Raw genomic sequence first — 26,376 nt, forward strand, 5'->3', positions numbered from 1 at the left:
TATAGTGCTATTTCAATGACATAGGAGTTCGCATTTTTATTCGGAATGGCGCGCCATTAAGATCAATAGCTTAGCTGAATCGACAGCCTCAAGGTGCGCTTGGCCAGCAAATGGCTAGCGGGAGCACTCGTCGTCATGATGGTTGTGCGTATTCCGCGAAATCCCTGCATGGGATGAAGCATCAGCCCGAGCACCATATCAGCTTAGCGACCTCCGGCCGGCTGATCGGACGATCGTTCGGGCACGCGTTAGAGGCGGACATTTTCGGGACGCCACTTGTAGCCGCGCGCGCCTCAAGGAGAGGCTTTACTTTATGTGTCGTTCGATGCGGGCTGCGATCCGTTACGATCGTATTTGCCCTCCTGGGGTTCTTGCGCCGGATCAGAAGTCGGCCAGCTTCTGCATCCTCGATATACAAATCGAACAGATCTTTGATGCTCTGAGCGCGCTCCTTTTGCCTCGAATGCCCCCACACCGATGGCGAGGCCGAAGGGTCTTGACGCGTCAAGACCTTCGGTCTGCAGCGCGCAACGTCTCATCGATCACATAGTCGACCATCGCCTCCTGCAGATGATATTTGCGAACATGGTCGCGCAGATCCAGTGCCATCTGGCGCAGACGCGGCTTGTCGCTTAGTCCGCGCTCGATTACGGATGACAGACTGCCGGGGGTTACGTCGTACAGCAGGACATGCTCGTGTTCGCGAACGGGCGCGTGACGTTCGACCGTCGGATAGTTGAGAACCGGCACGGTGAGGCATTGCGCCGCCTCGGCGGTCCGATAGCACTCCCAGCTATAGCCCGACGGTGACCATGCCAGCCACGCGCTCGAAAGCCGCCGTAGGAATTCATCATGCGGTAGCCTCTCATGCGGAATATCGATCTTGAGCCCCTTGCTTCTCAACGCCTCGAGTTCTGAGAGGCCGACACGGCGCACCCACGAATTTTCCGCGACTTCGCCGACGAAAAAAACATCAGACGTCTTTTCCGGATGTTCGCCATCGGTATCGATCCTCGCCGCAGGAAGCGAAATGGGGCGGATCTTCGCCAGACGTTCGTTCCAGCGCCGGTTGCGCCGTATGCGCCGCGTCGGCAGTGCCGGATGGGCCGAGTGGCAGAGAATGTGCCACCGATCGACGGGGAGTTCGCGCTTGAAAGCCGCGGTGGCCTTGTCGAGCAGAAAGAAGTTATGCGAGCCGACGATGAAGGCGTCGTTCATATCCAGAACGGCGATCGGCACGGAAAGCTTCACGAATCTTAACCAGGAGACGCCGAACACTCTTGTCATCGCGGATAGCGGGCGGAGCGGTTGCCGAAAGAAGGCACGCAACCAATAGCGCGGATGCCACGCCGGGCGTAGCGGCATATAGACGATGATCAGGTCGTATTTCCCGCGTCGCGCCTTACGCATCGCCTTGATGAATCGCCAGGGCGTACAGTCGGCGAAGCCTCTGGCCGCTCGCCCGCGAGGGATCGGACGTTCCCCCGTCCAAAGCACATCGGTCCCTTCAGGATAGACGTCCTTGCAGTAATGCCAGGAGCCCAGTTCGAGAATTCTCGGTCGCGTCCTATTTGGGTTTTCAGCCGCCGCGCTCACCAATGGGATTCCTTCAGACGAGGCCAGTTCACAGGAGTTGCAATAGAGCCGTAGCCGCCATCAGCGATTGATGCGCGACACGACATGAATGCAACAAAAAACCGCGTCTGACGAGAGCGAAGAAGGCGCAACATACTCCGCTTGCAAGCGTTTTGACGAACCGACCTCAAGGCACCTTTTTGCGTCTGCATTCTTGACAGAACACCGTCGACAAGACGTGCCAATTGAACGGATCTAGTTGATAATTCGCAACGATGCCTCAGTCGCCAGCGCCTTGTGGCTCGGGCGGCTCCTCATCAGGCGCATCAACGAGCGCCTTCTCCCGGGCAAGACTTCGCTCTTCCTGCACCCTGATATTGTGCATCAGAGCTGTCAGGCGACGGCCCGTGATGGGCTGACCATCACCCTGGGTAACGCCCTGCGCAGCAAGACCCGCAGCAATTTCGGTCCACGTCGCGCCGTCTTCACGGTGCATCCGCTCCAGTTCCCGAAGGTTCTTTCTAATAATTTCGGTCGCGCCGGATTTGATCTTGCCGATCGGCGAATCCTGCCGCTCGGCTTTCAACAATTTCACGTAATCGCGCAGGCTTTTGAGATCGATATCCATGGCCATGGCAATAGTGTCGGTTTCTTAAAACGCCACTTCATCAACTGATGAATAGCCCCTATCGATCTATTATCAAGACTTACGGCATTTAACTCAATGCGCAGGTTTACCGATTCGATCTGATAGACTTTGGAGCGAGACAGCCCGACTCATCTACATTTTTACGAATCAAATTCAGTATCGTTTGGCTCAGCTTTGATTTGATTGCCTCGCATTGTCTCAATCATGCAGACGTGGTTTCCGATACTTTCGTCAGTCGCCTTTGCGTTGCCGCCGCGAGCGATGCGAGACAAGTCAAAGACCACACGAATACCACACAAATAACTACACGACGCTCATGCGCGCTTGTGCACTGCGTGCGACGGTGGTGACATGCCGCCTCGGCAGTCGGCCAACTACCATATCGATCAAACGATCGCTCTTCCTGCAACATGTGCTCGAGCTTCAGCTCCTCGGCAGTCCACACACGCGCAGCAACGGCCTCGCGCAAGCTTCGCCTGTTACGCCGCTCCCACGATTTGATTGCCACTGCAGACAGTCATGACCAATGCAAAGATCAGCATGACGATGTCCAAGACAACGCCGGATTCACGGTCAAACGTTGTGGAAAACCGCGGCCTCTTTCGCGAGCAGCTGCCAAACTCACATCGCACAGCGGGACCTCATGTCGCAGCAGCTGCTGCAATCGACGAGCTGCTGGCCAGCGAGGCGCGGGCAAACCTGCAGCGCGCCCGGGCATCGACGCGCGAAGAGCCTGTCAAAGCGAAGGCTCGCATCACCGTGCCACCAGCACGCATTGTCGCGAGGCCATTACAATCACCTGCATGGCGAGCTCCCTTTTTCTCTCTGGCGATAGTCGTAGGCATATCGACACTCGTTTCTGCCGGCGCGATTGCCTATCTGTTGCTGCGGCCGATCACCTCCTCAACCGTATCTGACGCGGATATTCGCAGCCTTCGCGATTCCGTCGCGCAACTGCGACGGCAAGTTGCAGACGTGACCGGTGATGTGGCTAGCAGCCGCGCTGCTGCTGAAGCTGCGCGTACCCAGGCTGCCGAACAGGCAAGTCGCGCGCAGGATCGCTCCGAACGCGAACAGGCGGCTCTGGCTGCAAGATTTGCACGCATTGCCGACGAGAAAACACAAGCGATACAGACCGCCGCAACGCTTGCGAATAATCCCGATATCACCGGCACCGTGCAGTCCCAGGCGCAACGGCCGGCAAGTACGTCACGTGAAGTCATTCCCGGCTGGCACCTGCGCCGCGCCTATGACGGGGTCGCCGTGCTTGAAGGAAAAGCCGGCGTGATTGAGGTCGTGCCGGGGCAGGATGTCCCTGCCCTCGGGCGGATCCAGGAAATCAAGAACGAAAACAACCGCTGGCAGGTTCTGACCAGCAGAGGCGTCATTCTCTCAGGTCGCTGAACCCTCGACAGACTGATGCCAACGGCCACGCACAGGCAGGACGCTCGTGACACGCTGGATGACTATTGAGGACGACGCCGACAAGATCGGCAGCTTTGGATTCGCATCGAGCAATCCGATTGCCCCAGACGACGCACTCCTGAGAGTGCGCGCCCGCATTGATCGATCCGAGCAGACATCCCGCCCGCGTCATCGCATGTTGCTACCCAGCTCATGACGAACCAACTCTCTCTTCATACATCTGCGCACAATAATCGATGCGTTTCACCGTGTGGTACTTCACTGGTTCCGTATGGCGACGTCGCAACCACGTTTGCCATGGCAGGCCGCAGGATAGTGCGGCGCGAGAAAGATCCGACGACCGCGTCGCTTCTCATGAATTATCCACTTGTTAGTTTGCTTCAACTGCATGGTTTGCAAGCACGACTCTTTGCAAATTTGTGCAGCTCGATTACTTGATGTTGCGGTATCATCTTGATGATCAGTACGCCGATTCGTGTGTGTGACAATTCGGGCAAGTTCAACCGATCAAAGCGCCAAGTATCGACGACACGGCACGCGATCAGCCACTTCCCGATTTTGACATTCACGCAGCCTCGGTTCTGCCACCGGCCGTGCACGACCATGAGACGTCATGTTGTGTTCACATCGCGAGAGGGAGCTCTCTGGAACTACGGATGAATGCAAGCCAGAGAACGTGAGCTGACCGCATCACAGCACTGGATATCCCGCAAAAGCGACCGGGCCCCCATTGCAAGTCAGCGCATCGCGCGAAAGCCCATCCATCCGCTTCAGTAACTGTTGTGTTGCGTCTTCAAGACCAAAATGGGGCGAGTGCGCCTAATTCGACCCCATAACGATATCAAGGCGAACACGCAGGGGATTAAAATGTTTGTTGTAATCGATGACCGAGAGGGCGTCACACAAGGCTATGCGGCCGGGTTTGATCGCGAAGGGGTTGTATCGATTGGCTTCACTTCCACAGACTTTCGCGATTGGCTGGAATGTGCCGTTGGTAACGATTTGACTGCCATTCGGGCATTTCTGCTCGGCGATTGTCCCGACCGGACGAGCATCCCGTCCAGTATCCGCAACAGGTCACGGGCGCCTATCATTGCGCTCAACAGCCTGAAGCATCTCAAGCAGACCATTGAATTGTTCGAAGCCGGTGTCGATGACGTCGTCCATGCTCCCGTTCATGTCCGTGAGATCATAGCACGAACGGCCGTCATTCGCCGCCGCACCATCGATCAGCATGAGCCCGCGCAGACAAGCGTGATCCGCGTATTTCTCGATGGTCGCGACCCCGAAGTCGCCGGCCGGACGTTAATTTTGCCGCGGCGCGAACTGCGCATTCTTGAACACCTGGTCGAGCATCAGGGAAAATGGCTGACGAAGACGCAGCTCTTCAATGCCATCTATGGTCTGTTCGATGCTAGCTTCGATGAGAATGTAATCGAAAGCCACGTAAGCAAGCTGCGCAAGAAGCTACGCGATCATCTTGGCTTCGATCCTGTCGAATCGAAGCGTTACATGGGCTACCGGCTGGACGATCTGAAGTCCCGCCCCGCTAACGAGACGCCTGTTTCAAAGGCCAACTAAGGCTCGCGCCTTACGCGAAAGAGGACGCCGATCACGGCGTTGGCGTCCACCGCCTCCTCGAACCGCTATGCAAGACACAGAACTTCTCGCGTAACACGAAGTACCACACATCCACCACGCCAGATCATCGAGTATCACCGTACCACATCGATGACCACTCGCTGTAGTCTCAGCGGCGAATCTGATCCTTCGACACATAGTTGAAATCCTGCACCAGGACTTCCTGCAGCGCGTCCGTCTGCAGACGCTTGTTGACCTGCGCGCGCACCGTCTGTGCGAATTGCGTGAGGTCGTAACGACCGAGATTCTTGAAATCGAGCTTCTGGTCGCCATAGATCGTGCGGAAGGCCTCATCGACGACGAAGGGCTCCGGCGGCACCGGAAGCCGGCGCAGGACCTGGGCATCAGCGGTGAAGACAATCTGGGTGACGATATAGCCCTGGACGCTACCGTCAGCGATCATCGGCACATTGAGCAGCTTGGTTTTTTCATAAACCAGCCCTTCGGGCTGATCCTGCTTGGCAGGCAATGCTGCGGCAGTCTCCTTCCAGTAGGAGATTCCGAAGCTGGTGCCCACAGTGACGAGACAAGCCCAAATGCCTGTGATGAGCAGTTTCATCATTTGCGCTTGCCTGCGATCATCAACGAGTAGGTACCGTCCGATTCAACCTCCTGGATCGACCTTGCGATAATTGCCGACACTTCACGCACCGCATCCAGATGGATCTGCAGCGCGGCCTGATTGCGGACCAGGCTGGCGCGCAACTGTGTGAGTTGCGGCGTGATCCGCGGATCGGTCTTGACGTCCTGCATCAGCCGCATCGCGCGGGTCAATTCAAGCAAACCCCGATTCTTGCGCTGGCTGAAGGCGTCGAATTCCACCATGACGCGGGCTTCGAGCTTCTCCGTCTCTTCGTCGATGGTCGCCTTCAATCTATCGATCGCGGTCAGCGTGCTGCTTTGGGTACCGAGCCATTGGCCGTGCACCTCGTCCCCCTCGTCAAAGGCGAGAGCCGTCTGCGCGGGCGATTCAGGAAAGTCGGTTTCAGGCAAGGTCAGAGCCTGCGCTTCGACGGGGATAACGGAGGTCCGCTGTTCGATCTGTTCCATGTCGATCTCTACTGTCATGGCCGAAATCGGCCGTTAGCCTTCTGAAGCGGGTCCCGATGTCGGGCGCGATTTTGCCAGTTGCTTGGCGATGCCGACGCCATTGCCCTTGGCCATTTCATTTCCGATCTGCTCGGCCAGCATCGAGCGCCAGACATTGCCGGCGGTACCCTTGCCGAACACATCCTCGGCATCCTTCGGCAGCATCGTTTCCACGAACATCTGCAGCACGAAGGCTTCGAACTTGCGGTAGACCGGATTGCTTCCTTCCGCTTTCCGGATGATCGGCGTTGCTGCGACCTCCCCGCCGCTGATGGGGGCCGGCGTCGTGCTCTGCGCCGTCTGACCCGCGGCGAACTCGTCCGCGATCGCTGACGCGAAATTCGCGTTGCCTGCCGGCGCCATGCGCTCCAGCCTGGTTGCCGCCACGCGCTGGGCGGCCGGATCGGCCGCTTTCATGACGTCCGCGATCAGATCGTTCGATACCGCCGCGACAGTCATGTCGCGCCCTGCGTAGTTGTGAGAGCTTTCATCGGCCTATCCTCCCTCGATCGAGCGCCGCACGGCTTTGTCGACTTCATCTTCCAAAACCCGCTTTTCATCGGCCCGAACCGTGCGTCCGACCGCCGACTTCACCATCTTCAGCGCATGTTTCAGCTTGCGGCCTTCATCGCGCGCATGCGCCGCAAGCCGTTCCTTGGTCTTGGCCACGACGCCCTGTTCGATGCTCGCGGCGCGCAGACTCTGGCTAGCCGTCTGCACCGCCAGGTCCGGAAGCTTGCTCTCATCGTTGAACCCTTCGAGAATGAGGCGCTGTTTCTCTTCGAGCTGATTTTCACGCGTCTGGCATTCCATCAGCTGCCACTGGGCAATCCTGTGCAACCTGGCCTGCACGGCGGCGATACGGCGGATCTTGCGGTCGCGCTTCTGCATTGCTGGTCACCCGGACAGCCAGGACGCAAAGGCGATGCTGAATTGCAGCACCATTTCGCGGCCCGTGAGATAGAGCAGCAGCAGGCCGCCAGTGAGTACAAAGGGAATCGAGATAAAGTAGACGGGAATGCTTGGCGTCAGTTTATTGGCGAGACCGACCGCGAAGTTGACAATGACCGCATAGATGACGAAGGGACTGGCGACCCGGAGCGCCAGCGTGAAGGCCTGGGAGAGGTGATCGACAAGTTGCGTTAGTCCACCCTCAGCGCTGATCCCGGTTGCCGGCAGCCAGATCTGGTAGGATCCGACCAGGCCACGCAACAGTTCCCAATGCTGATCGGTCAGAAAGAAAACAACGATGGCGGTCAGTGTGATCAGCGGAACCAGCGCCGGCACATGCTCGCCATCGTCGGCAACACCGGGAAGGGTCAGACCGATCCCCGACGCGACGAATGTAGCCATTGTCTCTAGAGCAGCGAAGAACACGCGAGCGGTGAGCCCGATCACGAGGCCGACCATGAGCTCGGACATGATCAGGCGGATGAGGTCCGACGCAGTCGCCGCTTCCACCGCCGGCCGGACCGTGGCCTCGAGCAAGGGTGTCAGCATCAAGGTGACGCTGATGGCGAGAAACAGCCGCACCTGCATCGGGATATTCACGCGGGAATAGCCGGGTGCCACCATCATGCAGATCCCGATGCGACAGAAGATCAGGAACGTCGACAGGACGGAGACCGAGCTGCTCGCGATCAAGACACAGCTCCGAGCGACATCACCTCGGCGCCGCGCGCAATCTCCACATGCGACAGCACCGGGAGCGCGGGGAACATGCGTTCGGTGATCATCCGCACATAGGGGCGGACATCAGGTGGTGCGACCAGCACCGCAGTATCGCCATTTGCGGCGGCCTTGCGAACCGCCACAGACACGTCATCCGCGAATTGCTCGACCAGCCGGGGATCGGCATCAAACTCCACGATCTCGCCCTTGGCGTCGCGCTTAATGCTCTGATGGAAGGCAAGATCCCAGCGATTGCCGAGACGAAGCACCTTAAGCACGCCGTTATCTGCAAAATCACCGCAAATCTGCTGCGCAATGCGCATCCGCACATGCTCGGCCACATGTTCGGAGCGACGGACATGGGGCGCAATCTCGGCAATCGCTTCCAGAATGAGGTGCAGATTGCGGATGGAGATGCGCTCTGCGAGCAGCAGCTTGAACACCGCCTGCAGGCCGGAATAGGAGATCTGCGACGGGACCATATCCTCGATGAGCCGCTTGTATTCGGGATCGAGCCGATCCAGCAGCGCGCGGGTATCCTTATAGGTGAGGAGCTGGGCCAGATTGTTGCGGACGACCTCGCTGAGATGCGTGAGCAGCACGGAGATATTGTCAGCGATCTTGAAGCCGTCCTGTTTGACCTCATCGATAAATGTCTCGGGAACCCACATAGCCTTCATGCCGAAAGCGGGTTCGATTGTCTCGTCGCCGGGCACATCCGGCTTCCGATCGCCGTCAAACAGCACCAGGGCTTCCCCGATGCGCAATTCGTGATGAGCCACGACCGTGCCGTAGATCTTGATGCGATATGATTTCGGGCCGATTGACAGATCGTCGGTCAGCTTGATTTCGGGCACGACAAAGCCGTATTGGGCGGCGAAACGCCGCCGAACCTTGGCAACACGATGCGCAAGTTCGCCATGGGCATTGAGCATCTGGATCGCAAGCTGACTGCCGACGCAGAGCTCGACATCGGAGGTCTTGAGCAATTCCTTGACGGAATCCTGGTTCTCGATCTGCGCTTTTTCCTGAACCTGCGCGATACGTGCCTGTTCCAATTTGGCGCGTGCCGCCTGCTGACGTGGCAGCGAGAAGCTCATGAAGGCCATCGCGCTACCCAACAGCGCAAACGGCAGAAACGGCAGGCCGGGGAGCAGACCGAGCGCGAACATCATCATCGCGGCAACTGACTGGGCGCGCGGATACTTGCCGAGCTGTTTCAGCACCATCTGCTCGGCAGAGCCTCGGGTACCGCCCTTGGAAACGAGCAGGCCCGCGGAGAGCGACACGATCAGCGCCGGGATCTGGGACACCAGACCGTCGCCGACCGAGAGCTTGGTGAAGACGTCAGCGGCTCGTGACAGCTCCATGCCATGATGAGTGACACCGATGATGATGCCGCCAAAGATGTTGATGGCGGTGATGATCAGGCCAGCAATAGCGTCGCCGCGCACGAATTTCGAAGCACCATCCATGGCGCCGAAGAACGAACTCTCCTCCTCCAGCTCGTGGCGCCGACGCTGCGCTTCCTTGTCGTCGATCAGACCCGCTGACAGGTCGGCGTCGATCGCCATCTGCTTGCCGGGAATGGCGTCGAGCGAAAAGCGAGCGCCGACTTCGGCGATACGCGTTGCACCCTTGGTGATCACAACGAAATTCACGGTAACGAGAATCGCAAAAATGATCAGGCCGATGACGAAATCGCCGCCCATCACGAATTTGGCGAAGCCAGCGACGACATAGCCGGCGGCATGTTCTCCCTCACCGCCATGCGACAGGATCACACGTGTGGTCGCCACGTTGAGCGCCAGGCGCAGAATGGTCGCGATCAGCAGCACGGTGGGAAATGCCGAGAAATCCAGCGGCCGCTGGATCCACAGCGACACCATCAGGATCAGCGCGGACAACGCGATGGAGAAGGCCAGGCCGAGGTCGATCAGGATCGTCGGAACCGGCAGCACCAGCATCACCAGAATGGTGACGATGCCGAATGCGAAGGCGACGTCCGTGCCGGCCCGCCGTTCGGCCGGCAGGGCTGAAATCGTTACGTCGGCCATGGCAGTTCTCGCGCGAATATCATAGCCGCACCTTGCAGCGCCGACCTTGCGTGAAGATGGTGCAAGCGACGGCGGCTAGAAGCCGCGCTCGATCCGGCCGTAAAGCACTTCGGTGAAGGCAAAGATGTGGGCTCCCATGAAGGAGCCGGTGACAGCGACCACAATCAACATCACCACGATCTTGGGGATGAAGGTCAGCGTCATTTCCTGCACCTGGGTCAGCGCCTGCAGGAGGGCAATGACAATGCCGACGAACATCGCGGCACCGACCGCCGGGCCGGCGGCAACGATGATAGTCCAGATCGCCTGTTGGGCGATATCGAGGGCGTCGCGCTCGTTCATGGTTCAGCTGATCGTGATGCCGGGTCCAAGAGAAACCTTGACTCCGTTCTCGAGCGTCGCAACCGCGCCACCCTTGATGATATAGACTTCCTTGATCTTGCCGGTCGTGCTCGTGCCGGATTCGTCCGTGAATGACGCAGTACGGCCGATCAGCCCTTCGGCCTGGGACATCGCGCTGGTCGACAACAGCGTATCGAGTTTTGCATTGGTCTGAACCGCCTGCTCGACTGACGACAGCTGTGCAAGCTGGCTCATATATTGGGTCGAATCGGTCGGATTGGTGGGATCCTGATTGCGCATCTGCGCGATCAGAAGCTGCAGGAACCCGTTGTAGTCGATCATGTTGGCCGACTGCGACGACGTGCCCGACGTCCCGTTGGTCGCGGATTTCGCGGTATCTACGCCATTGACGATCATCTCGCTCTCCTTGAGTTCAGGCCACAACCGGCAGCAGCATGTCGGCGCTGCCCAGGATCGCCTGTTCGATCTCGAACAGGACCCGGATTTTCCGTAACGCCTCATAATAACGCTTTGCCTCGACTAGCTCGTCGATCGCATCGAGACCTTGCAGCAATTCCTTGTTGTCGGCGGCCGCGTAAATCGCGCAACGCTGATGCCCGAAGACCGCACGCGCCTGTTCGATATCGCCCGGACTCATCAACATCAGCTGCACAACGAAATAGAGCTGCCGGAGCGGTGTTGTCGCGTCGGCGACCTGCATGACTTGACTTTCCAGCAGGAATGTCACGTCGTTGATCAGCTCCAGCGTCACCTTGCGGTCGACCCGCAGAACAGCGCCGTTAATATAGATTTTCTCGCCTGATCGCAGCGATATGCACATCGGCTTCTTCATGCCAGCGAATCCCGGATGACGATATTGATGGCGACGAGATCGCTCACGTCCGACAGCTGCTCTTCCCGGAGGCGCTCGGCTTCCTTGACGACCCAGAGACCAATCGAGATCAGCTGCGCTCGCAACTGCTCCGGTAGACCGTTTCGCGGACTCGACAGATCTTCTATGAAGAACGTCCAGAGGTTGCGAATATAGAGCAGAGCGTCTGCTTCTTCGGTTGAAGCAAGCACACCGCTCTGGATCTTCTGAAGGAGTGCAATGCCGTGATTGAGTGCTTGTTGTTCCCTGGATCGCGCCTCGCGGCCGCTATCCTCGATTTCCGCGTCGTAACCTGCCAGCGTCATTTCAATCGACAATCTGTTGCTTCATGGATCAGCCCACCAATCAGAGGTAATTGAGGATGCTGAGCCGCTGAATTTGCGCCGTTAGCGCATGCGACATCTCCAACTGGTTCTTCAGGCTCGTGACCCGTACCGATGCTTCCTCGGGGTCCACAATTTCCATCGCATTGACCTGCCTGTTGACGATATCGACCTGGACCTTGAGACGGCTGGTTGCATTTGTCGTCTGCTCCTGTGCGGTACCCAGACGCGCACCGACGCTGGCCAGGTCAGAGATCGAGTCAGCGACCATCAGCAGCGCTTTATCGGTGACCGCCTGAAAAGTGCCCTGGTTCAGGCTCTGCAGATCGAGCCCACTGAGCATCGTGTAAGCCATCGCCAGTTTTCGGAACGCCTTGTCATTGGCACTGACCGATGAATCAACGGTTTGTGTCGTGGAAATACGACTGCGCATGACCTGATCGGATGCTGAGGACCAGTTTGTTCCCCAGGCCGGATCGTCGAACTCGGCCGCAAACGCATTGTTGAGAAAGTTCTCCATGGCGGCGGGTGTGATGCTCTCGGAGCCCACCGCTCCCGGCGCGAAACCAAAAGTGGCGGTGAATGCTGCATCGATCGCCGTCTTGCTGGGCGAGCCGGCCTCGTATGACGTCATTGGCTCCTGCCCGGTATTGATGCCACCGAAGAGATACTGCCCGTCCATTGCGACATTGAGCGTCGTGAGGAGTGATTGGAGATTCGATGCCGCGGGCTGAGCAATGATGCCGCCGCCATTTGCCGAATTGCGCGCCGCCAGAAGATCCTTCTGGAAGGATTGCGCAGTGTCGATCAGCTGGGAGATGCGCTCCTGTGCGACGTCGAGGCGGGCGCCCACGAGCGCATTGGTATCGACGAGTTTCCCCATATCGAGGAGCTCTGCCCGCAGAGTGACGTCGCGGCCGGCGAGTGCCCCAAGGCCCTCCCCGACATCGGCCAGCCTGCCGGTCGTCGCTTCCTTGATCGCTTTCGACATTGCCACCTGGCTCTTCGAAGCGGAGATGCGCAGGGTGGTTGAGATCGAGTTCGACGAGATGAAGTTTGTTGCCATATCGATTACCCCACCGCCATCAGAAGTTGTTTCAGCATGTCGTCGATCGTCGAAATTAGCTTCGACGATGCTGAGAAGGTACGCTCGACCTGCAACATGAAGGACATTTCGTCATCCATATTGACGCCATTGACGTTCGACAGCGCGTCGGCGCTGCGCTCCAGAAGTGTCTGGCTATAGGTGGCTTCGTCGCCCACGCTCTTACGCTGCGATTCCAGCCAACTCACCGAGGAGCCGGCAAAGTCGACCAGGCTGCCGCTGGGTTTGCCGAGAGCAGCCGGATCGTAGGTTCTGGATGCTGCCATGCCATCAACGAGACCCTGAATGCGAGCGAAGAAACCCGCTTCACCTCCGGCATTGTAGACGTAGCTGGCGCCGTTCATGCCGCCGTCCCGAACCAGGCTCGGATTGCCCCCCAACGCCTGATCGACCAGATCGGTCACCTTGATCGTGCCGGCGAGACCGACATTGATCGCGCCTGTGGTTGGCATCCCGGGTCCACCGGCATAGGTGAAGAGGCCGGTTTGATCCGGCCCGCCGGCACCGGTCTGATCCTTTTCGACAAAGACCTCGATCACGCCGCGCGCGATTTCGTCAAGCTGGTTCTGGTATGTCACCATCTTGTCGTCGCGAAGCGTTGCCAGGCCAGCGAGCTTGCCCGAGCTGATCGGCATGATCGCATTAGCGCCGGTGACCGGCACGCCGTCGATAACAACGGCGTTCCCCGTTGTGCCGGCCGTGTAGGAATGTGTCGGATCGAAGGTTACGGAGCGAGCGGTACGTTCGAATAACGTGACCCCGGAATCCGTATAGACAACCATGTCATTGTTCGCTCGGGTGGCAAACGTGATGCCGACCTCCTGGGACAGCTTCGACAGAATATTGTCGCGTGTATCAAGGTAGTCGGTGACGTCGGAGCCGGAGATCGTTCCCTTGATGATCGCCGTATTGACCGTCTCGAACTGGGCTAGCAGCTGATTGATATTGTTAACCGAAGTCGCCATCTCGGCATCAGCATCGGCCCGGGTCATTTGTACAGTATTGGTCGCATCGTTCAGCGCTGTGGCGACGCCCTTTGCCGCGGTCACAGCAGTCTGTGCAAAGGTGACATTGTTCGGCGCCGAGGCATACTGCTGCAAGGCGCTTTTCAGCTTGGCGAGCTGTGCCGCGGCCGATTGATCGAGCTCGGGATCGTCGATCGTGACTGCCGCAATTTTTTGCAGGCCGTTGTAGAGAGCATCCTGCTGCGCCGAGGTCGAGACGGCCTTGACCACATTATTGAACAAGCCGGCGCTGGCGGCCCGTTGAATGCCGCTGACATAGACGCCGCTGCCCGGCTGGGAAACGATCAGGGCATTCTTGCGCGAGTAGCCGTCCTGGTGCAGGCCGGCCACATTGCGCGAGATGACGGAAGACTGCACGCCCGACGCCATGAGCGACGAGCGGGCCGAACTAAGTGCGACCGTAAGTGACATTGGAGACTCCCGTCGGTGATCGGCGCTATGCGCTAGCGCTTCAGGTTGACGAGCACGTCGAGCAAATCAGCGCCGGTCTGGAACACCTTGGAATTCGCGGTGTAGCTACGCTGCGACTCAATCATTGCCGTGAGCTCGTTGGCGAGATCGACGTTGGACGCTTCGAGGGCTTCCGGCTTGATCGTGCCGAGACCGCTATTGCCCGCGAAATCGACCTGGATATTTCCGGAATTAATACTGATCGAATAGACATTCCCGACTTCAGGCGACAGATTGTCGGGACTCGGCACCGTCGCCAGCGGGATCTTGTAGGTCGCAAGGCGCGTACCATCGTCGAAGATCGAGTACATCGTGCCGTCGGAACTCACTTCCACGCGATCAAGCGCGCTCGGTGCATTGCCATTGGTGGTTGCCTTGAACTGAAAGTCGGCTGCGACCTGTGTCATGTTCGACATATCGAGCGTGAATGGCGAACCGCCCGGGATTGTGAAAGCCATCGATGTCGGGCTCGCCGCGTCGAGCCTGCCTTTGCCGGTCGCGCTGACGTCGAAAGTGAAGGTTTGGGTCGACAATGCCGGACCACCATAGGGGAAGCCGCCGCCGGCGGCCGCGTCTGCGTTGTTATAAATCTCCACATCCCACGTATTCGCGGCCGTCTTGAACATATACATGTCCAGCTTCACCGGATTGCCAATATTGTCGTAGGTGATCAGTGAGGTTTTCGACGTATAAGCCGGCGGGCCCGCGGTGATCGCCGCATTGGAATCGAGGTTGGCGCCATCGAGCTTCGCTGTCGTGGTCGGGTTTCCGAGCAGCGTCTGCTGGGCGATGTTGACGACCTCCAGATTTCCAAGACCGTTCGCGACCACATCCGGCGCCGCGCCGTTCTTGATGTTGTAGCCCATCAGATAATAGCCAGCGGTATTGTAGAGATTACCCTGACCGTCAGGCACAAAGGAGCCGGCACGCGTAAGGTACGGCGTTCCGCCGGAATCGCTGACAATGAAAAAGCCGTTACCCTGGATAGCCAGGTCGGTCGCCGACGTCGTGTAGTTCAACGTCCCGGGATCGGAGATGGCGTAACGAACCTGCGTTTCGACGCTGCCGGAATTGTAGTTTCCGGTGCCGCTGCGAAGAATGAGAGAAGAGAATTCTGTCGAGGCGCGCTTGTAGCCTGTCGTGTTCACGTTGGCGATATTGTCAGCGACCGTTGCCAGCTTGTTCGACTGCGCGTTCATGCCGGAGCCGCCTGTGCGCATCACCCCATACAGACTCATCGATTATCCTCCGTTTCACGTGTGAAGTATTAGAAGTGAAGTTGCTTGCGTGAGGCTGGCGGTTATCCACAGGGTCATCGTGACGCAGTGCGTTCGGCGCAAAAGTCGCGCGCCTTGCTTGTCCACGAGCCGAACCCGCTTGCGACAAGGCTGCCGATAACACTGCAGATATAGCGCTTCTGGCCGATGACATTGGTCGGCCCGGCATTGTAGCGCGCGACGGCCATCGTCCAGTTTCCCTCGCGCTCGCGCAGGTCTTTCAGGAATCGCGCGGCGTAATCGACATTGCGCGCGGGATCGAACATTGCTTCCACACTGGGAAATTTCCCGCCGTGATAGCGATGATTGATCTGCATACAGCCGAGGTCGACCAGCTTCGCGCCCTTGGCCTTTTCTTCCGTAAAGCGCGCAACGGCATTGCGCAGATCGGCGGCCAACACCGTCCTGCCATCGACATTGAGTGCATAGGGATTCAGCATGCCCTTGCGTCCAGTCTCGCTGAGGCCGACCGCATACAGCACGCCGAGTGGCACATTGTGACGGTGTGCCGCGCGTGCCATCTCCCGCTCGCACGGGCCTTCAGCCTGAACTTCGGTCGCGGCGCTAGATATAAACAGTGCTGCTGCGAACCCGATTGCTGTTCTGATCCTGCTGCCGTTCCGCCGGCCTTGGCGATTGTTCATGGTCATGCCTGTTATGCCGTGCACCGCTCTGCGCATCGCCGGACGACCGGCCCGAAGAGCCACCATCCGCCTGCGATCCGCCTGACGACGGCAGCGAGGAACGCTGATCGGACTGCCCCTGCTGTTGCTGTTGGCCGTTGTTCAGATTTGAATCGGGGGCGCGGGTATGATCGATCGCCGCGATGTCGAACGTGTAACCAGCCGACTGCATGGCGTCGGTGAGCGCACCGCGCTCCTGCCGCAGCATCTGCGTGGTCTCGTAGCGATCCGCGGTGAGGTGAATCTCCACGGAATCGCCGGCAAGCCGCATCTTGACCGTGACGGAGCCGAGATTGGGCGGATCGAGTTCGAGCGTCATCATGCGCACCGGCCGGCTATCCGCAGCCTTGTTCGTTTCGAGCCCCGGCGCGTCGGCCGCGCGGGCCCCCTCAGGTGATGCGACGGCCGCCAGATCAGTCGCCATCCGATCGACGATCTTCTGTAGCGTCGTGATCTGTTGCACGGGTTCAAAATGCGTTTCTTGTTCGCGAACGACCGCTTTCGCGACCGGAAGCGCCTTGGTATCCGTCGTCTCGACCGTCAGCGTGAACCGCTGCGTGGCGGCTGCGTCGGCGTCGGGCCCGTCGGCCGCTGCGACGTGAACGAGCTTCGCGGGATCGAGCACAGCAGCATCTGCCTTCACGTCCGTTGCCGAGGTGCGAGGCGCAGCTTTGTCATCGCCAGCCAGAGGCGAATGAGCGTGATCGAATTTGGCCATCGCCGCACTGAGCGCGGGATCCGGACTGTGCCAGGGCGTAGATTTTGTCGCTCCCTCCTCGCCCCTTGTCGCCTTCGAATCGTCATCATCGGTTTGATCGTCCCTGACATTCGGCTTTTGCGCCACGTCCCCCGTCAATTCCGCAAGAACGGATGCCGCGTCGAGCGCCGGCTTTGCTTCAACGATCTTCGCGTCATCAGCTGTCCTGGCGGCATGTGGCATAGCCGTTTTGGGCTCCTTTGAGACCAGGCGGAGCTGCTCGCGAAAGTGATCGGCTTTTTCCTTGCCGTCCTTGCTATGGGCGCTGCCGTTCAATCCGCCTTTCGCCCCGACCTTTCCGGCCGCTGTCTGGCGAAGCGCTGCCGTCAGGAGATCGGCATTGTTCATCGGGTTTTCTCCCTTAATTGTTCCTGCGACGCATCGAGCAACTTTTGCGCCCGATCGACGGCTGCGAGAGAGCGGCTGAAATCAATGCGCGGCCGCATGGCCGTCTTCGCTTCGCTGCTTCCGTCGCTCTTGGCTTTTGCCTCCGGGAGCGCCTTTCGAACATTCAGTCCAATGGCAAGCGCGGCGGTTTGCAGTTCGACGTCACGTTCGGATAGTTTTGCCTTGTCGACCTGCTCAAGCTCGGCGATTGCCGTACTGTGTGCTGATGTCGCGACCCGCGCTGCCGCACGATACAGCCGCGCCCGCGCACGCTCGGCGCTGTCGTCATCGGACAATGCAAATACACGGTCGGCGGCGAGCACCGTCATTTCAGTCTTGCCGCGAACCAATGCCGTTCTTGCAATAAGGAGATAGAGCGCGCGCTGGCTCGCCCGATCGAGATGATCGAGTACGGCGACAAGACGCGGGAAACGATCGGGACGCTGCACGAAGCTGAAGCGCGCGACAGAGAGCGCAAAGCGCTGGCGGAAATTACCTGCATAAATGGAATGCCGATATCGGCGAAAATAACGTATCGCAAGAGCTTCGAACTTGTCGAAGTCGTCGTCCTGTCCGACGATGAAAATCTCCCGACGCAGCGCCGCTTCCTCGACCAACGTGCCCGGCATCATCAACCGCACTTCGTCGAGCAACGCGATCGCGGCCTTCAGGTCGTCCTGGGCAACCAGTGCCGACTGCACCAGCGCAATCTCGGCACCGAGCGCCGCGGGCAGACTGCGTGGCTTGATACTCGCGAGCTTCGACTTCGCTTCGTCCGTGCGCCCTTCCACATAGGCGATGGCGCCGTCGACAATCGACTCGTCGATATTCAGCACATTGCGGGAGCGAAGGCTCGCGACCACCTGCGGAGACCCGCCACTCAAGAGGAAGGTGACAGCTGCGCGAGAGTTACGCGGCTCCTTCCAGACGGCAGCATCGGCTTTCAGAAAGCTCTCACCCAGGCGCTTCAACAAGGCGGGTTGGGAATTGTGGGCATCGAGATCGCCGCGTGCGATCTGATCCTGCAGCATCTGCAGTGAACGAACCATCTGATACGGCTCGCGCATCTGGTCGTCGGCCGGCTGCGCATGTGCGCTGCCAAGACCGACTAGAAGCGTTGCTGCAATGATTCTGACGCTCGTCATAGCACGGGAGCACGGATCAGAAGCTCGATCCGCCGGTTCTGCGCGGCGAGCGGATCATTCTGAATTTTCGGCCGGCGGTCCGCATAGCCCTCGATGCGTTCGACCCGCCCGGCGTCGAGGCCGCCGCGCACCAGCATGTGATAGGCCATATGCGCACGTGCGGTCGAAAGCCGCCAGTTGTCATATTCCGACGTGCGATAGACGCGGCTGTCAGTGTGACCGCGCACGATGACCTGGCCGCGGCTCTGCGCGATCATCGGCGTAATCTTGTCGAGCGCGCGAACGAGACCGGGCGTGGGCTCGGCCGAGCCGTTAGCAAACATTCCGTAATTCACGTCATCCGTCAGATTGATCAGGAGCCCTTCCGGGGTTTCCCTTACTTCCGCCACCGGACGCGCTGGTCCAATGGCGGCCAGTGCCGCGGAGATTGCGGCCTGGAGTTTGCCGGCATCCATCGGTTGGGCTTTTTCTGCCGGGGCGGGCGCCTTGTCGGACTGCGCCTGAGATTTATCAGCTGGCGCTGCTGTCTTGTCTGCCTGCGCCGGTTGCGGACGACCCGCCGCCGGATTGGACTTGTCGCCATCGTCAGCGAACAACCCGGCGGGCTTCGGCGCCTCCTGCTTGTCGGATTTCGCGGGAGTTGAATTCGAGCCGGACATCTCCTGCCCCGGGGTGCCCGTGGCGTCAGGCTTGGCATCGAGCGGGCGCGGCTCCTGGCCCTCGCTCGCTGCAGCAGCAACATCCTCACCGAATGGAAGGCTGCCGGCGTCCTTGCGTCCCGATAGCTTCTTCTCGAGCGACGAGATCGACGCCATCGGCCAGTTGATGGGATCGAAGGGGTCTCGATAGGCCTCTCCGCCCTTCAAGCCTTCTTTGCGATTCGGATCCAGCGATGCGCTGGTCTGCCCAGGTCGCGGGGGACCGCCGGCGATCTCCGAGAGCACCGCATAAGGATCGCGAAACAACGTCGCCTCGCCATAGCGCGGCTGCGGAGGCTGCGGACGCGCGAGCGCATCCGTCGGCTGGCCTGGTTCCGGATGCGGCCACTTACTCTCGCCTTCCACGGCCTTACCGGGGTCAACCCGCCGGGCGTCGTTGATGCCTTTGCGATCCGGCGTCGAATCCGTCAGCTTGATCGGATTGAAATAGTTGGCAACGCTCTCACGCGTTTCCTGATTGGTGGCATTGATCAACCACATCACCAGGAAGAACGCCATCATCGCCGTCATGAAGTCGGCATAGGCGATCTTCCAGACACTGTTCTTCGTCTCGCCGCTTTCGAGAGAACTGCGGCGGCGAATGATGACCAGTTCAGTTGGAAGCGGATCGGCCATCTCAGCTCTGGACCGCCATCTTCAATCGCTCGGTCCAGACCTTGAGCTGAGTCTCAAGCACGATCTGATCAACGATGATCGACGCTTCCGCTTCGGGGCCTGCACGCAATTCCGATGCAATGGCGCGGACGCCGAGCTTGCTGCGGATCAGTTCGAGCAGCTCCGATGGGCCGGTGATGCGCAGGACCGGGCGGCGGCTATCGGTGGTAATCGACGACAGATGCTCGATGAATGACGTGACGGCCTGCTTCTGCACAGCGTTGCTGATGAGCGGCTCAAGAAGTCGGGCGGCTACGCCGGCGATTCTTCCCTGCAACTGGTCGCCCATTTCGGCGATATCGCTGGCGAGCTTGGCCGCAGTCTCGTTGACCAGTTGCTGCCGTTCTTCGGCGGCCTGCGCCGCAAGTGTCTGCTTTTCCTGCTCCATGCGCCGTTCGAACTCGGCGAGTGCACTCGCATAGCCTTCGGCGCGACCGCGCTCATAGCCATCATCCTCCTGCACAACAGGGGGCTTTGGCTGCATCTGCGCCTGCGGCTGAAACGACGGTTGCTGCTTTGCCTTCTGCAGAAGCGGCTGATGTTGCGGCTGCACGCTGGAGTGATGCAGATGGTCGAACGGAACGACGCGGCTGCGCGTTTTTGGCGGCTCCGGTCGATCGAAATCGGCGATCAGACGTGCGACTTGCTCTGCGCTCATACCGCTTCCTCTTGTCTGATCCATTGTTTCAGAATCGCTGCCGCCTGCTTCTCATCGAGCTGGATGATCTGTTCCAGTCGTCTTTGCGGCGTATTCTGCATACTGCTCGAGACATCCTGGATAAGATTGGGCGGTGCCTCTCCTCCTGACAGAGCCGCGGTCGCCATCGTGCTGCTGCCACTGAGCAGCGCATTCGTCTCGGCCTGGAACTGCGTCGTCTCGTCAGTCTTCGCGCTCGCCAGGATCGTATTGATGGCCGGGCGCAAACCGAACCAGATCAGCATGCCGGCCACGGCCAGGATGGTGATGGCACTTACGAGACTGCCCGCTTGGCGCATCATCACCTCCGTGAAGGTGATCGACGGCACCGGTGTCAGGTCGCGCGCGCCTTCTATGAATTCGACCGCCGAAACCTGAATCTGGTCGCCGCGCGGACGATCGATGCCGGCTGCGGTCGCAGCAATCTGCGAGATCTCCGCGACCTTGGCTTCGATCGCAGCATCGCTCACCTTGTCGCCAAGGCTCGCAATGAGACGCGGCCGATTGACGAGAACGGCAAGGAACATCTTGTTCACCACGAAACCGTCGCTCGTGGTCGTCACCGTTTTCGACGACACTTCATAATTGGTGATGTCTTCGCGGCGCTGCTTCTCGTCATTCTGGTTCTTGGCGCCGGTCGCATTGACCTGCTGATCGGGCAGATTCTGCTGGACCGTGGTCGGTTGCTGGCGATCGAGGCTTTGCGACGTTTCCTTCTCGCGCACAGCGCGCACAGAGCGTTGCACCCGCGAATCCGGATCGTAGACCGTCTCGTTGGTCTGTTTCTTGTCGGTCGACAGCTGGGTCGCAACGCTGACCTCGAAGTTATCGAGCCCCAGATAGGGCGTCAGTGCCCGGCTCACATTCTCCTGGATCGAGCGGCTGACGACCTTCTGCAAATTGGCCATTGTGGTCGGCGTTGCTCCGACACCGCCGCTGCCGTCATCGTCCGAAAGCAGCGAACCGTCACTGTCGAGCACGGTGACCTTGTCCGCGGTCATTCCCGGCACGGCCGCGGCCACGAGATGACGCACCGAGCGCGCCGTGCGCGCATCCGCCGGACCGTCCGTTCGTAATACGACCGAGGCCGACGGCGGTGACTGCTCACGCCGGAACGAGCCGCGCGCGGGCATCACGATATGGACGCGCGCAGCCTTGACGCCTTTGAGAACCTGGATCGTCCGCGCAATCTCGCCCTCGAGTGCACGCACGCGCGTGATCTCCTGCATGAACGATGTCAGGCCGAGCGAGCCAATCTTGTCGAAGAGTTCATAACCACCGCCGGTCGTGCTGGGCAGGCCCTTGTCGGCCAGCAGCGTACGCGCCTGCGCCGTCTGTCCGGGGCGAACATAGACGGTGTCTCCCGCCGTATTCAGATCGAAAGCGATGTTCGCGTCGCGCAGTACTGAGCTGACACGCGTCACATCCTCGCGGCTGAGACCGGAATAGAGAACGTTGTATTCTGGCCGGCTTATATAGTACGCGCCGCCGCCAACGCCGCCGAACACAGCGAAGCCGACCACCGCGAGCAGAATGAGACGCTTCGTGCCCAGCTCAAGTAGATTATTCCAGAGCTTCTGCGCGTGCTCACGATTGACCATAAAAACCCCTGCCCACTTCCGAATCGATCATCGATTGTGAAGCTTGTCCGAGGGTTACGGAGAGCCGGAAAACAAAATGGCCGCGACCATGATGGTCGCGGCCATTTCTATTCACGATGCGAGAGCGATTAGCCGCGGAACAGCGACAGGATGCTCTGGCTGCCCGAATTCGCGATCGACAGCGCCTGGATGCCGAGCTGCTGCTGAACCTGCAGAGCCTGGAGGCGGGTCGATTCGGCGTTCATATCCGCGTCGACGAGCTGGCCGATACCGCGATCGAGCGAGTCGGTCAGGGTTTTGACGAAGTTCTGCTGCAGGCCGATGCGGTTCTTGATGGCACCGAGGTTGGTGGCCGAATCGGTGATCTTGGCGAAAGCATTTTCGACACCCGCAATGTAGGTCTCGAGCTTGGCAAGGTCGGCAGCGTTATCGGTGAGCTTCGAGATGTCCATCGACGAAACGCTGAACGTTTCCCAAGCGGTACCGGTATAAGCGTCGTAGGTCTGATCCAGAACGCCCTTCTTGGTGTCGACCGGGGTCGTGAGTGCGGTCAGCGTGACAGCAGCACCGAGACCAGAAACGCTCGCGTCGATGGCAATATCGGAGTCATTGCGGCTCTTGAACGACAGCGTGGTGCCATCCGCCGCAACGCCAACCGACAGGCCCTCGATGCCGAGCTTGTTGATCGACGTCGCGATATCCGAGAGGGAGGTGTTCGCAGCGACGGCAATGTTGATCGCCGGAGCAGTACCAACCGTCACCGTGATGTTGCCACCAACGTCGGTGGTGGCATCGTATGCAGCAGTGGTCGCCGTCGGAAAGGTCTGGGCGTTATAGGCCGTGTCCAGATTGGCGTCGTAGAGTTTGATCGCGCCCAGATCGATCGAGAGCGTATCGATCTTGACGGCACCACCGGCACGGGAGAACGACGATACGACGCTCTTGGTCGCATTGTAGCTGGCAGAGGTCGAATCGCCCGAGATCCAGTTTTCACCGTTGAAAACCGCGCTGTCGGCGGTGTTCTTCAGCTGCTTCTGCAGCTCGGTGATTTCGCTCTGGATCTTGGCGCGATCCACGCCCGGCGTACGGGCAGCAACCAGCTTCGACTTGATCGACGACACGACATCCACGGTACCGGTCAGGCCCGTATACATGGTGTCGATGGTCGCGGCGCCGAGGCCGAGAGCGTCCTGCACGGCGCCCAGAGCCTGAACGTCCGAACGCATCGTGGTGGCGATCGACCAGTAAGCGGCATTGTCCGAAGCCGTCGACACGCGATAACCGGTGGAGATGCGATTCTGGGTGGTCGCGAGGTTGGAGCTGACCGTGCGCAGGGTCTGCAGCGCGGTCATGGCGGAGGAATTGGTCATCAAGCTAGACATCGTATGTCCCTTTAATTTGATTGATTTGCTGGGGACATACCGGACTTTCACCGGTACGGCAGGGCGGCATCATGCCTTTGGAATGTCGATATCTGATCGACCCAACCTGTCGTGAATTGCAAGCTAGCCACCAAACCTTACCTAAAGCTGAAGGCAGCAGCGACCAGTATAGTTAACAGCGATCATTTGATTCGTCATTTAGTTCGTGACGGATCAACGATCTAGAGAAACGACTTTACGAGACCGACAGCGAGCAAGTTCCAGCCATCGATCAGCACGAAGAAGAGTACTTTGAACGGCAGAGCAAATACTGTCGGCGGCATCATCATCATGCCCATCGACATCGTTAGTGTTGCAACAATCATGTCGATCACCAGGAACGGCATGACCACAAGAAAGCCGATCTCGAATGCGCGGCGAAGCTCCGACACCATGAATGCCGGAATGATGATTCGCAGATCGACTCGCTGGCCATCGAGTTTGACCTTCATACTCTCGGCAGCGAGGTTCTCGAAGGTCTGCAGATCCTTTTCACGTACGTGCTGCAACATGAAATCCCGGAACGGATCTGTGACCCGCGAATAGGCTTCCTGCTCAGTGATCTCATTCTTCATCAATGGCTGAAGGCCGTTCACCCACGCCCGATCGAAGGTCGGTGCCATCACATAGAACGTGAGGAACAGCGCGAGGCTGATCATCACAATATTAGCCGGCGTTGTCTGCAGACCGAGACCGGTGCGCAGGAACGAGAGCGCGACGACAAATCGCGTGAAGCTCGTCACCATGATGAGCAGGCCCGGCGCCAGTGACAGCACCGTCAGCAGCGCAACCATCTGGATGATCCGGCCGCTGGCACTCCCCTCGCCCTGCGGAAGCAGACTCGAGAGATCCGGCACCTGCGCCACCGCAGCCGTCGGCAGAAGCACCAGGAGCAGGATCGGAATAATACGCTTCATTGCACCACCAATGTCTCGATGATCAGTTCGCGTACCTTTCCGCTCGAACGCGTCATCGCGCGTTCGTTCAGATCTTCGCGCAGATACTGCAGACCGCGGGCGCCCTCGATCTGCGTCGGTGTGAGCGTGCGCAGATAGGCTGCGACATCCTCACCGATGCGGGCGACGACGATACTCGCCTCTTCCTCGGTCAATTTATCGGTCACGATTGACGCCTCCATGCGAATCCAGGCATTCGGCGGTGCCGCCAGATTGGTCACGACCGGTGTGATCTTGCGCAGCCGATCATTGGCATTGAAGGCGGACGAAATCGGCTTCTCGGGAACCTCCTTCTGGCTTTCGCTGATGCGCTGAAATGTCGACATCAGGTGCAGGCTGGCGAGCGTTCCTGCTCCCACCGAGAGCACAGTGACGAGCAACAGGGCGCCAAGCCACTGCATGATCCCGGGGCGCTGGCCTTCATTCGCTGTGTTATCGGCCATGGTCGATTTCCATCAGAACGGCGCGACCTGGTCATAGACCTGTTGACCCCAGTTCGGCTGTTGCACTTCCATCGACCGGCCACGCCCGCCGTACGAAATGCGCGCCTCGGCGATTTTTTCATAGGCGATGGTGTTGTTACGGCTGATATCGATCGGGCGCACGATACCGCCGACATTGACGACGCGCATCTCGTAATTAACGCGCATCTCCTGCGAGCCGCTGACCAGGAGATTTCCGTTCGGGAGTACGTCCACAACGACGGCAGCCACCGAGAAACGCACTTCCTCATTGCGGTCGATCTTGCCCGCGCCCTTGTTCGATGACTGGGATTTGACGTTGGTGTCGAAATTTCCTGCCGATATCCACTTGGCAATATTGGCCGAGTAATCGGACTCTACCTTGATCTGCGAGTCGCGCGACCGATCGGTCTTGTTGTCGAGGATCGCCTTGTCGTTCATCAGAATATTCACGGTCAGAAGATCGCCGACCCGCGTCGCTCGCGGATCGCGATAGAGATCCTTGCGGTCGCTCCAGACCGACTGAGGGCCCGCGCCGCGATAGGCACGCCTCTCGATCGGAATTGCGCGCGCATCAACCTGCATGCCATTGCCGATCGGTGACATATAGGGCGCTTGGCCAACCTCGGCGAGATTGCTGGCGCAGCCGGTCAGGCATGACAATGCGATCGGAATCAGAATCACTCTTAACCAGATCATTTCTTGGCTTTCCCGTCGTCGGTGCGACGCATCCCAGCGAGCGTGTCGGCGAGATGCGCGCCACGAGCCGGCTCCATTTCATTGAGAATCGCGCTGGCGACGCGAACGCGCAGCTTGGCGAGAACAGCAGCTGCCGTGTCGTCAGCCATGCTGGCGATCTGCTGTGCCGCGGCTTCCGGATTCATGCGCGAGTAGATCTCTACGACGCTGTCTTCCGCCTTTTTGAGGAACTCCTCGCGCAGCTTCAGCCATTCCTCATATTCGGCACGCTTGGCCTCAAGTTCGGCAATACGGAGCTTCAGCTTGGATTCTGTCGCTTCCAACTCTTTCTGCTGCCACGCCACACGCGCATCGAGCGCCTGGTCTGCGATGTTGCTGCAGAAACGCGCGACGTCGGATTCCTGGGAACTCGCGGCTGCGCTATCCTTCTTGTCGATTGCGCCCGTGACCAGCGCCGAATCGGCAGGCGGACGCGCAACTGGATCTTGCTTGTTGACGGCCGGGCGGGGGCGCGCAACTTGCGGCGTCTTTGCAAATTCGCCGAGATTGAGCGGCTTCGACAGCTTCTGCTCGGGCACGGCGAGTGCCGGCGCCGACATCACCATGCCGACCAGCAGAAGAGACTTGATTGATCGACTTACGACGCGCGCCATTCGTGTTCTCGTGATTCAGCTG

Annotated in this window: 28 protein-coding genes; 2 read left to right on the top strand and 26 right to left on the bottom strand. The window is 59.3% G+C overall.

Annotated features, from left to right (window positions below):
• Window positions 1–504: 504 nt before the first annotated feature.
• On the bottom strand, window positions 505–1,410 hold the full coding sequence (locus tag ACEK02_RS02875; RefSeq protein ID WP_371420295.1) for a glycosyltransferase family 1 protein: 906 nt from the start codon (window positions 1,408–1,410) through the stop codon (window positions 505–507).
• 445 nt (window positions 1,411–1,855) lie between these two features.
• Window positions 1,856–2,209 (bottom strand): hypothetical protein, encoded by a 354-nt coding sequence (locus tag ACEK02_RS02880; RefSeq protein ID WP_371420296.1) that lies wholly within the window; start codon window positions 2,207–2,209, stop codon window positions 1,856–1,858.
• A 534-nt stretch (window positions 2,210–2,743) separates the two neighbouring features.
• On the opposite strand from ACEK02_RS02880, the gene ACEK02_RS02885 reads away from it, so the two are divergent.
• Window positions 2,744–3,628 (top strand): hypothetical protein, encoded by an 885-nt coding sequence (locus tag ACEK02_RS02885; protein WP_371420297.1) that lies wholly within the window; start codon window positions 2,744–2,746, stop codon window positions 3,626–3,628.
• An 888-nt stretch (window positions 3,629–4,516) separates the two neighbouring features.
• On the top strand, window positions 4,517–5,230 hold the full coding sequence (locus ACEK02_RS02890; RefSeq protein ID WP_371420298.1) for a response regulator transcription factor: 714 nt from the start codon (window positions 4,517–4,519) through the stop codon (window positions 5,228–5,230).
• Window positions 5,231–5,399: 169 nt separating this feature from the next.
• Here the strand turns inward: ACEK02_RS02890 and ACEK02_RS02895 are convergent, their stop codons facing one another.
• The 24 genes from ACEK02_RS02895 to ACEK02_RS03010 form a co-directional block, all read right to left on the bottom strand.
• A complete protein-coding gene (locus ACEK02_RS02895; protein ID WP_371420299.1) occupies window positions 5,400–5,852 on the bottom strand; it encodes a hypothetical protein in 453 nt (150 codons plus the stop codon).
• Window positions 5,849–6,340: a hypothetical protein gene (locus tag ACEK02_RS02900; RefSeq protein WP_371420300.1), complete on the bottom strand. Its 492-nt coding sequence runs from the start codon at window positions 6,338–6,340 to the stop codon at window positions 5,849–5,851. Before ACEK02_RS02900 ends, ACEK02_RS02895 begins: the two co-directional genes overlap by 4 nt.
• Before the next feature lie 33 nt (window positions 6,341–6,373).
• Window positions 6,374–6,838 carry a rod-binding protein gene (locus tag ACEK02_RS02905; protein WP_371420301.1) on the bottom strand — a complete coding sequence of 155 codons (465 nt, stop codon included), beginning with the start codon at window positions 6,836–6,838 and terminating at the stop codon, window positions 6,374–6,376.
• A 36-nt stretch (window positions 6,839–6,874) separates the two neighbouring features.
• The gene (locus tag ACEK02_RS02910) at window positions 6,875–7,270 is read right to left on the bottom strand and encodes a hypothetical protein (protein WP_371420302.1); all 396 of its coding nucleotides are present in this window, start codon (window positions 7,268–7,270) and stop codon (window positions 6,875–6,877) included.
• Window positions 7,271–7,276: 6 nt separating this feature from the next.
• Window positions 7,277–8,023: a flagellar biosynthesis protein FliR gene (gene fliR / locus ACEK02_RS02915; protein ID WP_371420303.1), complete on the bottom strand. Its 747-nt coding sequence runs from the start codon at window positions 8,021–8,023 to the stop codon at window positions 7,277–7,279.
• Window positions 8,020–10,107 (bottom strand): flagellar biosynthesis protein FlhA, encoded by a 2,088-nt coding sequence (gene flhA, locus ACEK02_RS02920; RefSeq protein WP_371420304.1) that lies wholly within the window; start codon window positions 10,105–10,107, stop codon window positions 8,020–8,022. Before flhA ends, fliR begins: the two co-directional genes overlap by 4 nt.
• 75 nt (window positions 10,108–10,182) lie before the next feature.
• Window positions 10,183–10,449 (bottom strand): flagellar biosynthesis protein FliQ, encoded by a 267-nt coding sequence (gene fliQ, locus ACEK02_RS02925; RefSeq protein ID WP_068729862.1) that lies wholly within the window; start codon window positions 10,447–10,449, stop codon window positions 10,183–10,185.
• Window positions 10,450–10,452: 3 nt separating this feature from the next.
• Window positions 10,453–10,866, bottom strand: a complete 414-nt coding sequence (gene flgD, locus ACEK02_RS02930) for a flagellar hook assembly protein FlgD (RefSeq protein ID WP_371420305.1) — start codon at window positions 10,864–10,866, stop codon at window positions 10,453–10,455.
• 16 nt (window positions 10,867–10,882) lie between these two features.
• Window positions 10,883–11,290 (bottom strand): flagellar biosynthesis repressor FlbT, encoded by a 408-nt coding sequence (gene flbT, locus ACEK02_RS02935; RefSeq protein WP_371420414.1) that lies wholly within the window; start codon window positions 11,288–11,290, stop codon window positions 10,883–10,885.
• An 8-nt stretch (window positions 11,291–11,298) separates the two neighbouring features.
• Window positions 11,299–11,646 carry a flagellar biosynthesis regulator FlaF gene (gene flaF, locus ACEK02_RS02940; protein ID WP_371420306.1) on the bottom strand — a complete coding sequence of 116 codons (348 nt, stop codon included), beginning with the start codon at window positions 11,644–11,646 and terminating at the stop codon, window positions 11,299–11,301.
• Window positions 11,647–11,686: 40 nt separating this feature from the next.
• The gene (locus tag ACEK02_RS02945; protein ID WP_371420307.1) at window positions 11,687–12,730 is read right to left on the bottom strand and encodes a flagellar hook-associated family protein; all 1,044 of its coding nucleotides are present in this window, start codon (window positions 12,728–12,730) and stop codon (window positions 11,687–11,689) included.
• 5 nt (window positions 12,731–12,735) lie between these two features.
• Window positions 12,736–14,205: a flagellar hook-associated protein FlgK gene (gene flgK / locus ACEK02_RS02950; protein ID WP_371420308.1), complete on the bottom strand. Its 1,470-nt coding sequence runs from the start codon at window positions 14,203–14,205 to the stop codon at window positions 12,736–12,738.
• Between the two features lie 32 nt (window positions 14,206–14,237).
• Window positions 14,238–15,482: a flagellar hook protein FlgE gene (locus ACEK02_RS02955; protein WP_371420309.1), complete on the bottom strand. Its 1,245-nt coding sequence runs from the start codon at window positions 15,480–15,482 to the stop codon at window positions 14,238–14,240.
• Window positions 15,483–15,556: 74 nt separating this feature from the next.
• Window positions 15,557–16,042 (bottom strand): transglycosylase SLT domain-containing protein, encoded by a 486-nt coding sequence (locus tag ACEK02_RS02960; protein ID WP_371420310.1) that lies wholly within the window; start codon window positions 16,040–16,042, stop codon window positions 15,557–15,559.
• 43 nt (window positions 16,043–16,085) lie between these two features.
• Complete coding sequence (locus tag ACEK02_RS02965) at window positions 16,086–17,309, bottom strand: flagellar hook-length control protein FliK (protein WP_371420311.1); 1,224 nt, start codon at window positions 17,307–17,309, stop codon at window positions 16,086–16,088.
• Complete coding sequence (locus ACEK02_RS02970) at window positions 17,306–18,493, bottom strand: chemotaxis protein (protein WP_371420312.1); 1,188 nt, start codon at window positions 18,491–18,493, stop codon at window positions 17,306–17,308. Before ACEK02_RS02970 ends, ACEK02_RS02965 begins: the two co-directional genes overlap by 4 nt.
• A complete protein-coding gene (locus ACEK02_RS02975; RefSeq protein WP_371420313.1) occupies window positions 18,490–19,827 on the bottom strand; it encodes a MotB family protein in 1,338 nt (445 codons plus the stop codon). The genes ACEK02_RS02970 and ACEK02_RS02975 overlap by 4 nt, the downstream gene beginning before the upstream one ends.
• 1 nt (window position 19,828) lies before the next feature.
• Window positions 19,829–20,524 (bottom strand): hypothetical protein, encoded by a 696-nt coding sequence (locus ACEK02_RS02980; RefSeq protein ID WP_371420314.1) that lies wholly within the window; start codon window positions 20,522–20,524, stop codon window positions 19,829–19,831.
• Window positions 20,521–22,164, bottom strand: a complete 1,644-nt coding sequence (fliF, locus tag ACEK02_RS02985; protein WP_371420315.1) for a flagellar basal-body MS-ring/collar protein FliF — start codon at window positions 22,162–22,164, stop codon at window positions 20,521–20,523. The genes ACEK02_RS02980 and fliF overlap by 4 nt, the downstream gene beginning before the upstream one ends.
• A gap of 128 nt (window positions 22,165–22,292) precedes the next feature.
• The gene (locus tag ACEK02_RS02990; protein ID WP_371420316.1) at window positions 22,293–23,546 is read right to left on the bottom strand and encodes a flagellin; all 1,254 of its coding nucleotides are present in this window, start codon (window positions 23,544–23,546) and stop codon (window positions 22,293–22,295) included.
• A gap of 221 nt (window positions 23,547–23,767) precedes the next feature.
• On the bottom strand, window positions 23,768–24,502 hold the full coding sequence (fliP, locus tag ACEK02_RS02995) for a flagellar type III secretion system pore protein FliP (RefSeq protein ID WP_371420317.1): 735 nt from the start codon (window positions 24,500–24,502) through the stop codon (window positions 23,768–23,770).
• On the bottom strand, window positions 24,499–24,984 hold the full coding sequence (locus ACEK02_RS03000; RefSeq protein WP_371420318.1) for a flagellar basal body-associated FliL family protein: 486 nt from the start codon (window positions 24,982–24,984) through the stop codon (window positions 24,499–24,501). Before ACEK02_RS03000 ends, fliP begins: the two co-directional genes overlap by 4 nt.
• Before the next feature lie 12 nt (window positions 24,985–24,996).
• Window positions 24,997–25,701 (bottom strand): flagellar basal body L-ring protein FlgH, encoded by a 705-nt coding sequence (flgH, locus tag ACEK02_RS03005; RefSeq protein WP_371420319.1) that lies wholly within the window; start codon window positions 25,699–25,701, stop codon window positions 24,997–24,999.
• On the bottom strand, window positions 25,698–26,354 hold the full coding sequence (locus ACEK02_RS03010) for a MotE family protein (protein ID WP_371420320.1): 657 nt from the start codon (window positions 26,352–26,354) through the stop codon (window positions 25,698–25,700). Before ACEK02_RS03010 ends, flgH begins: the two co-directional genes overlap by 4 nt.
• Between the last annotated feature and the right edge of the window lie 22 nt (window positions 26,355–26,376).

Origin of the sequence: Tardiphaga sp., from assembly GCF_041424195.1 — a bacterium.
Lineage (GTDB): Bacteria > Pseudomonadota > Alphaproteobacteria > Rhizobiales > Xanthobacteraceae > Tardiphaga.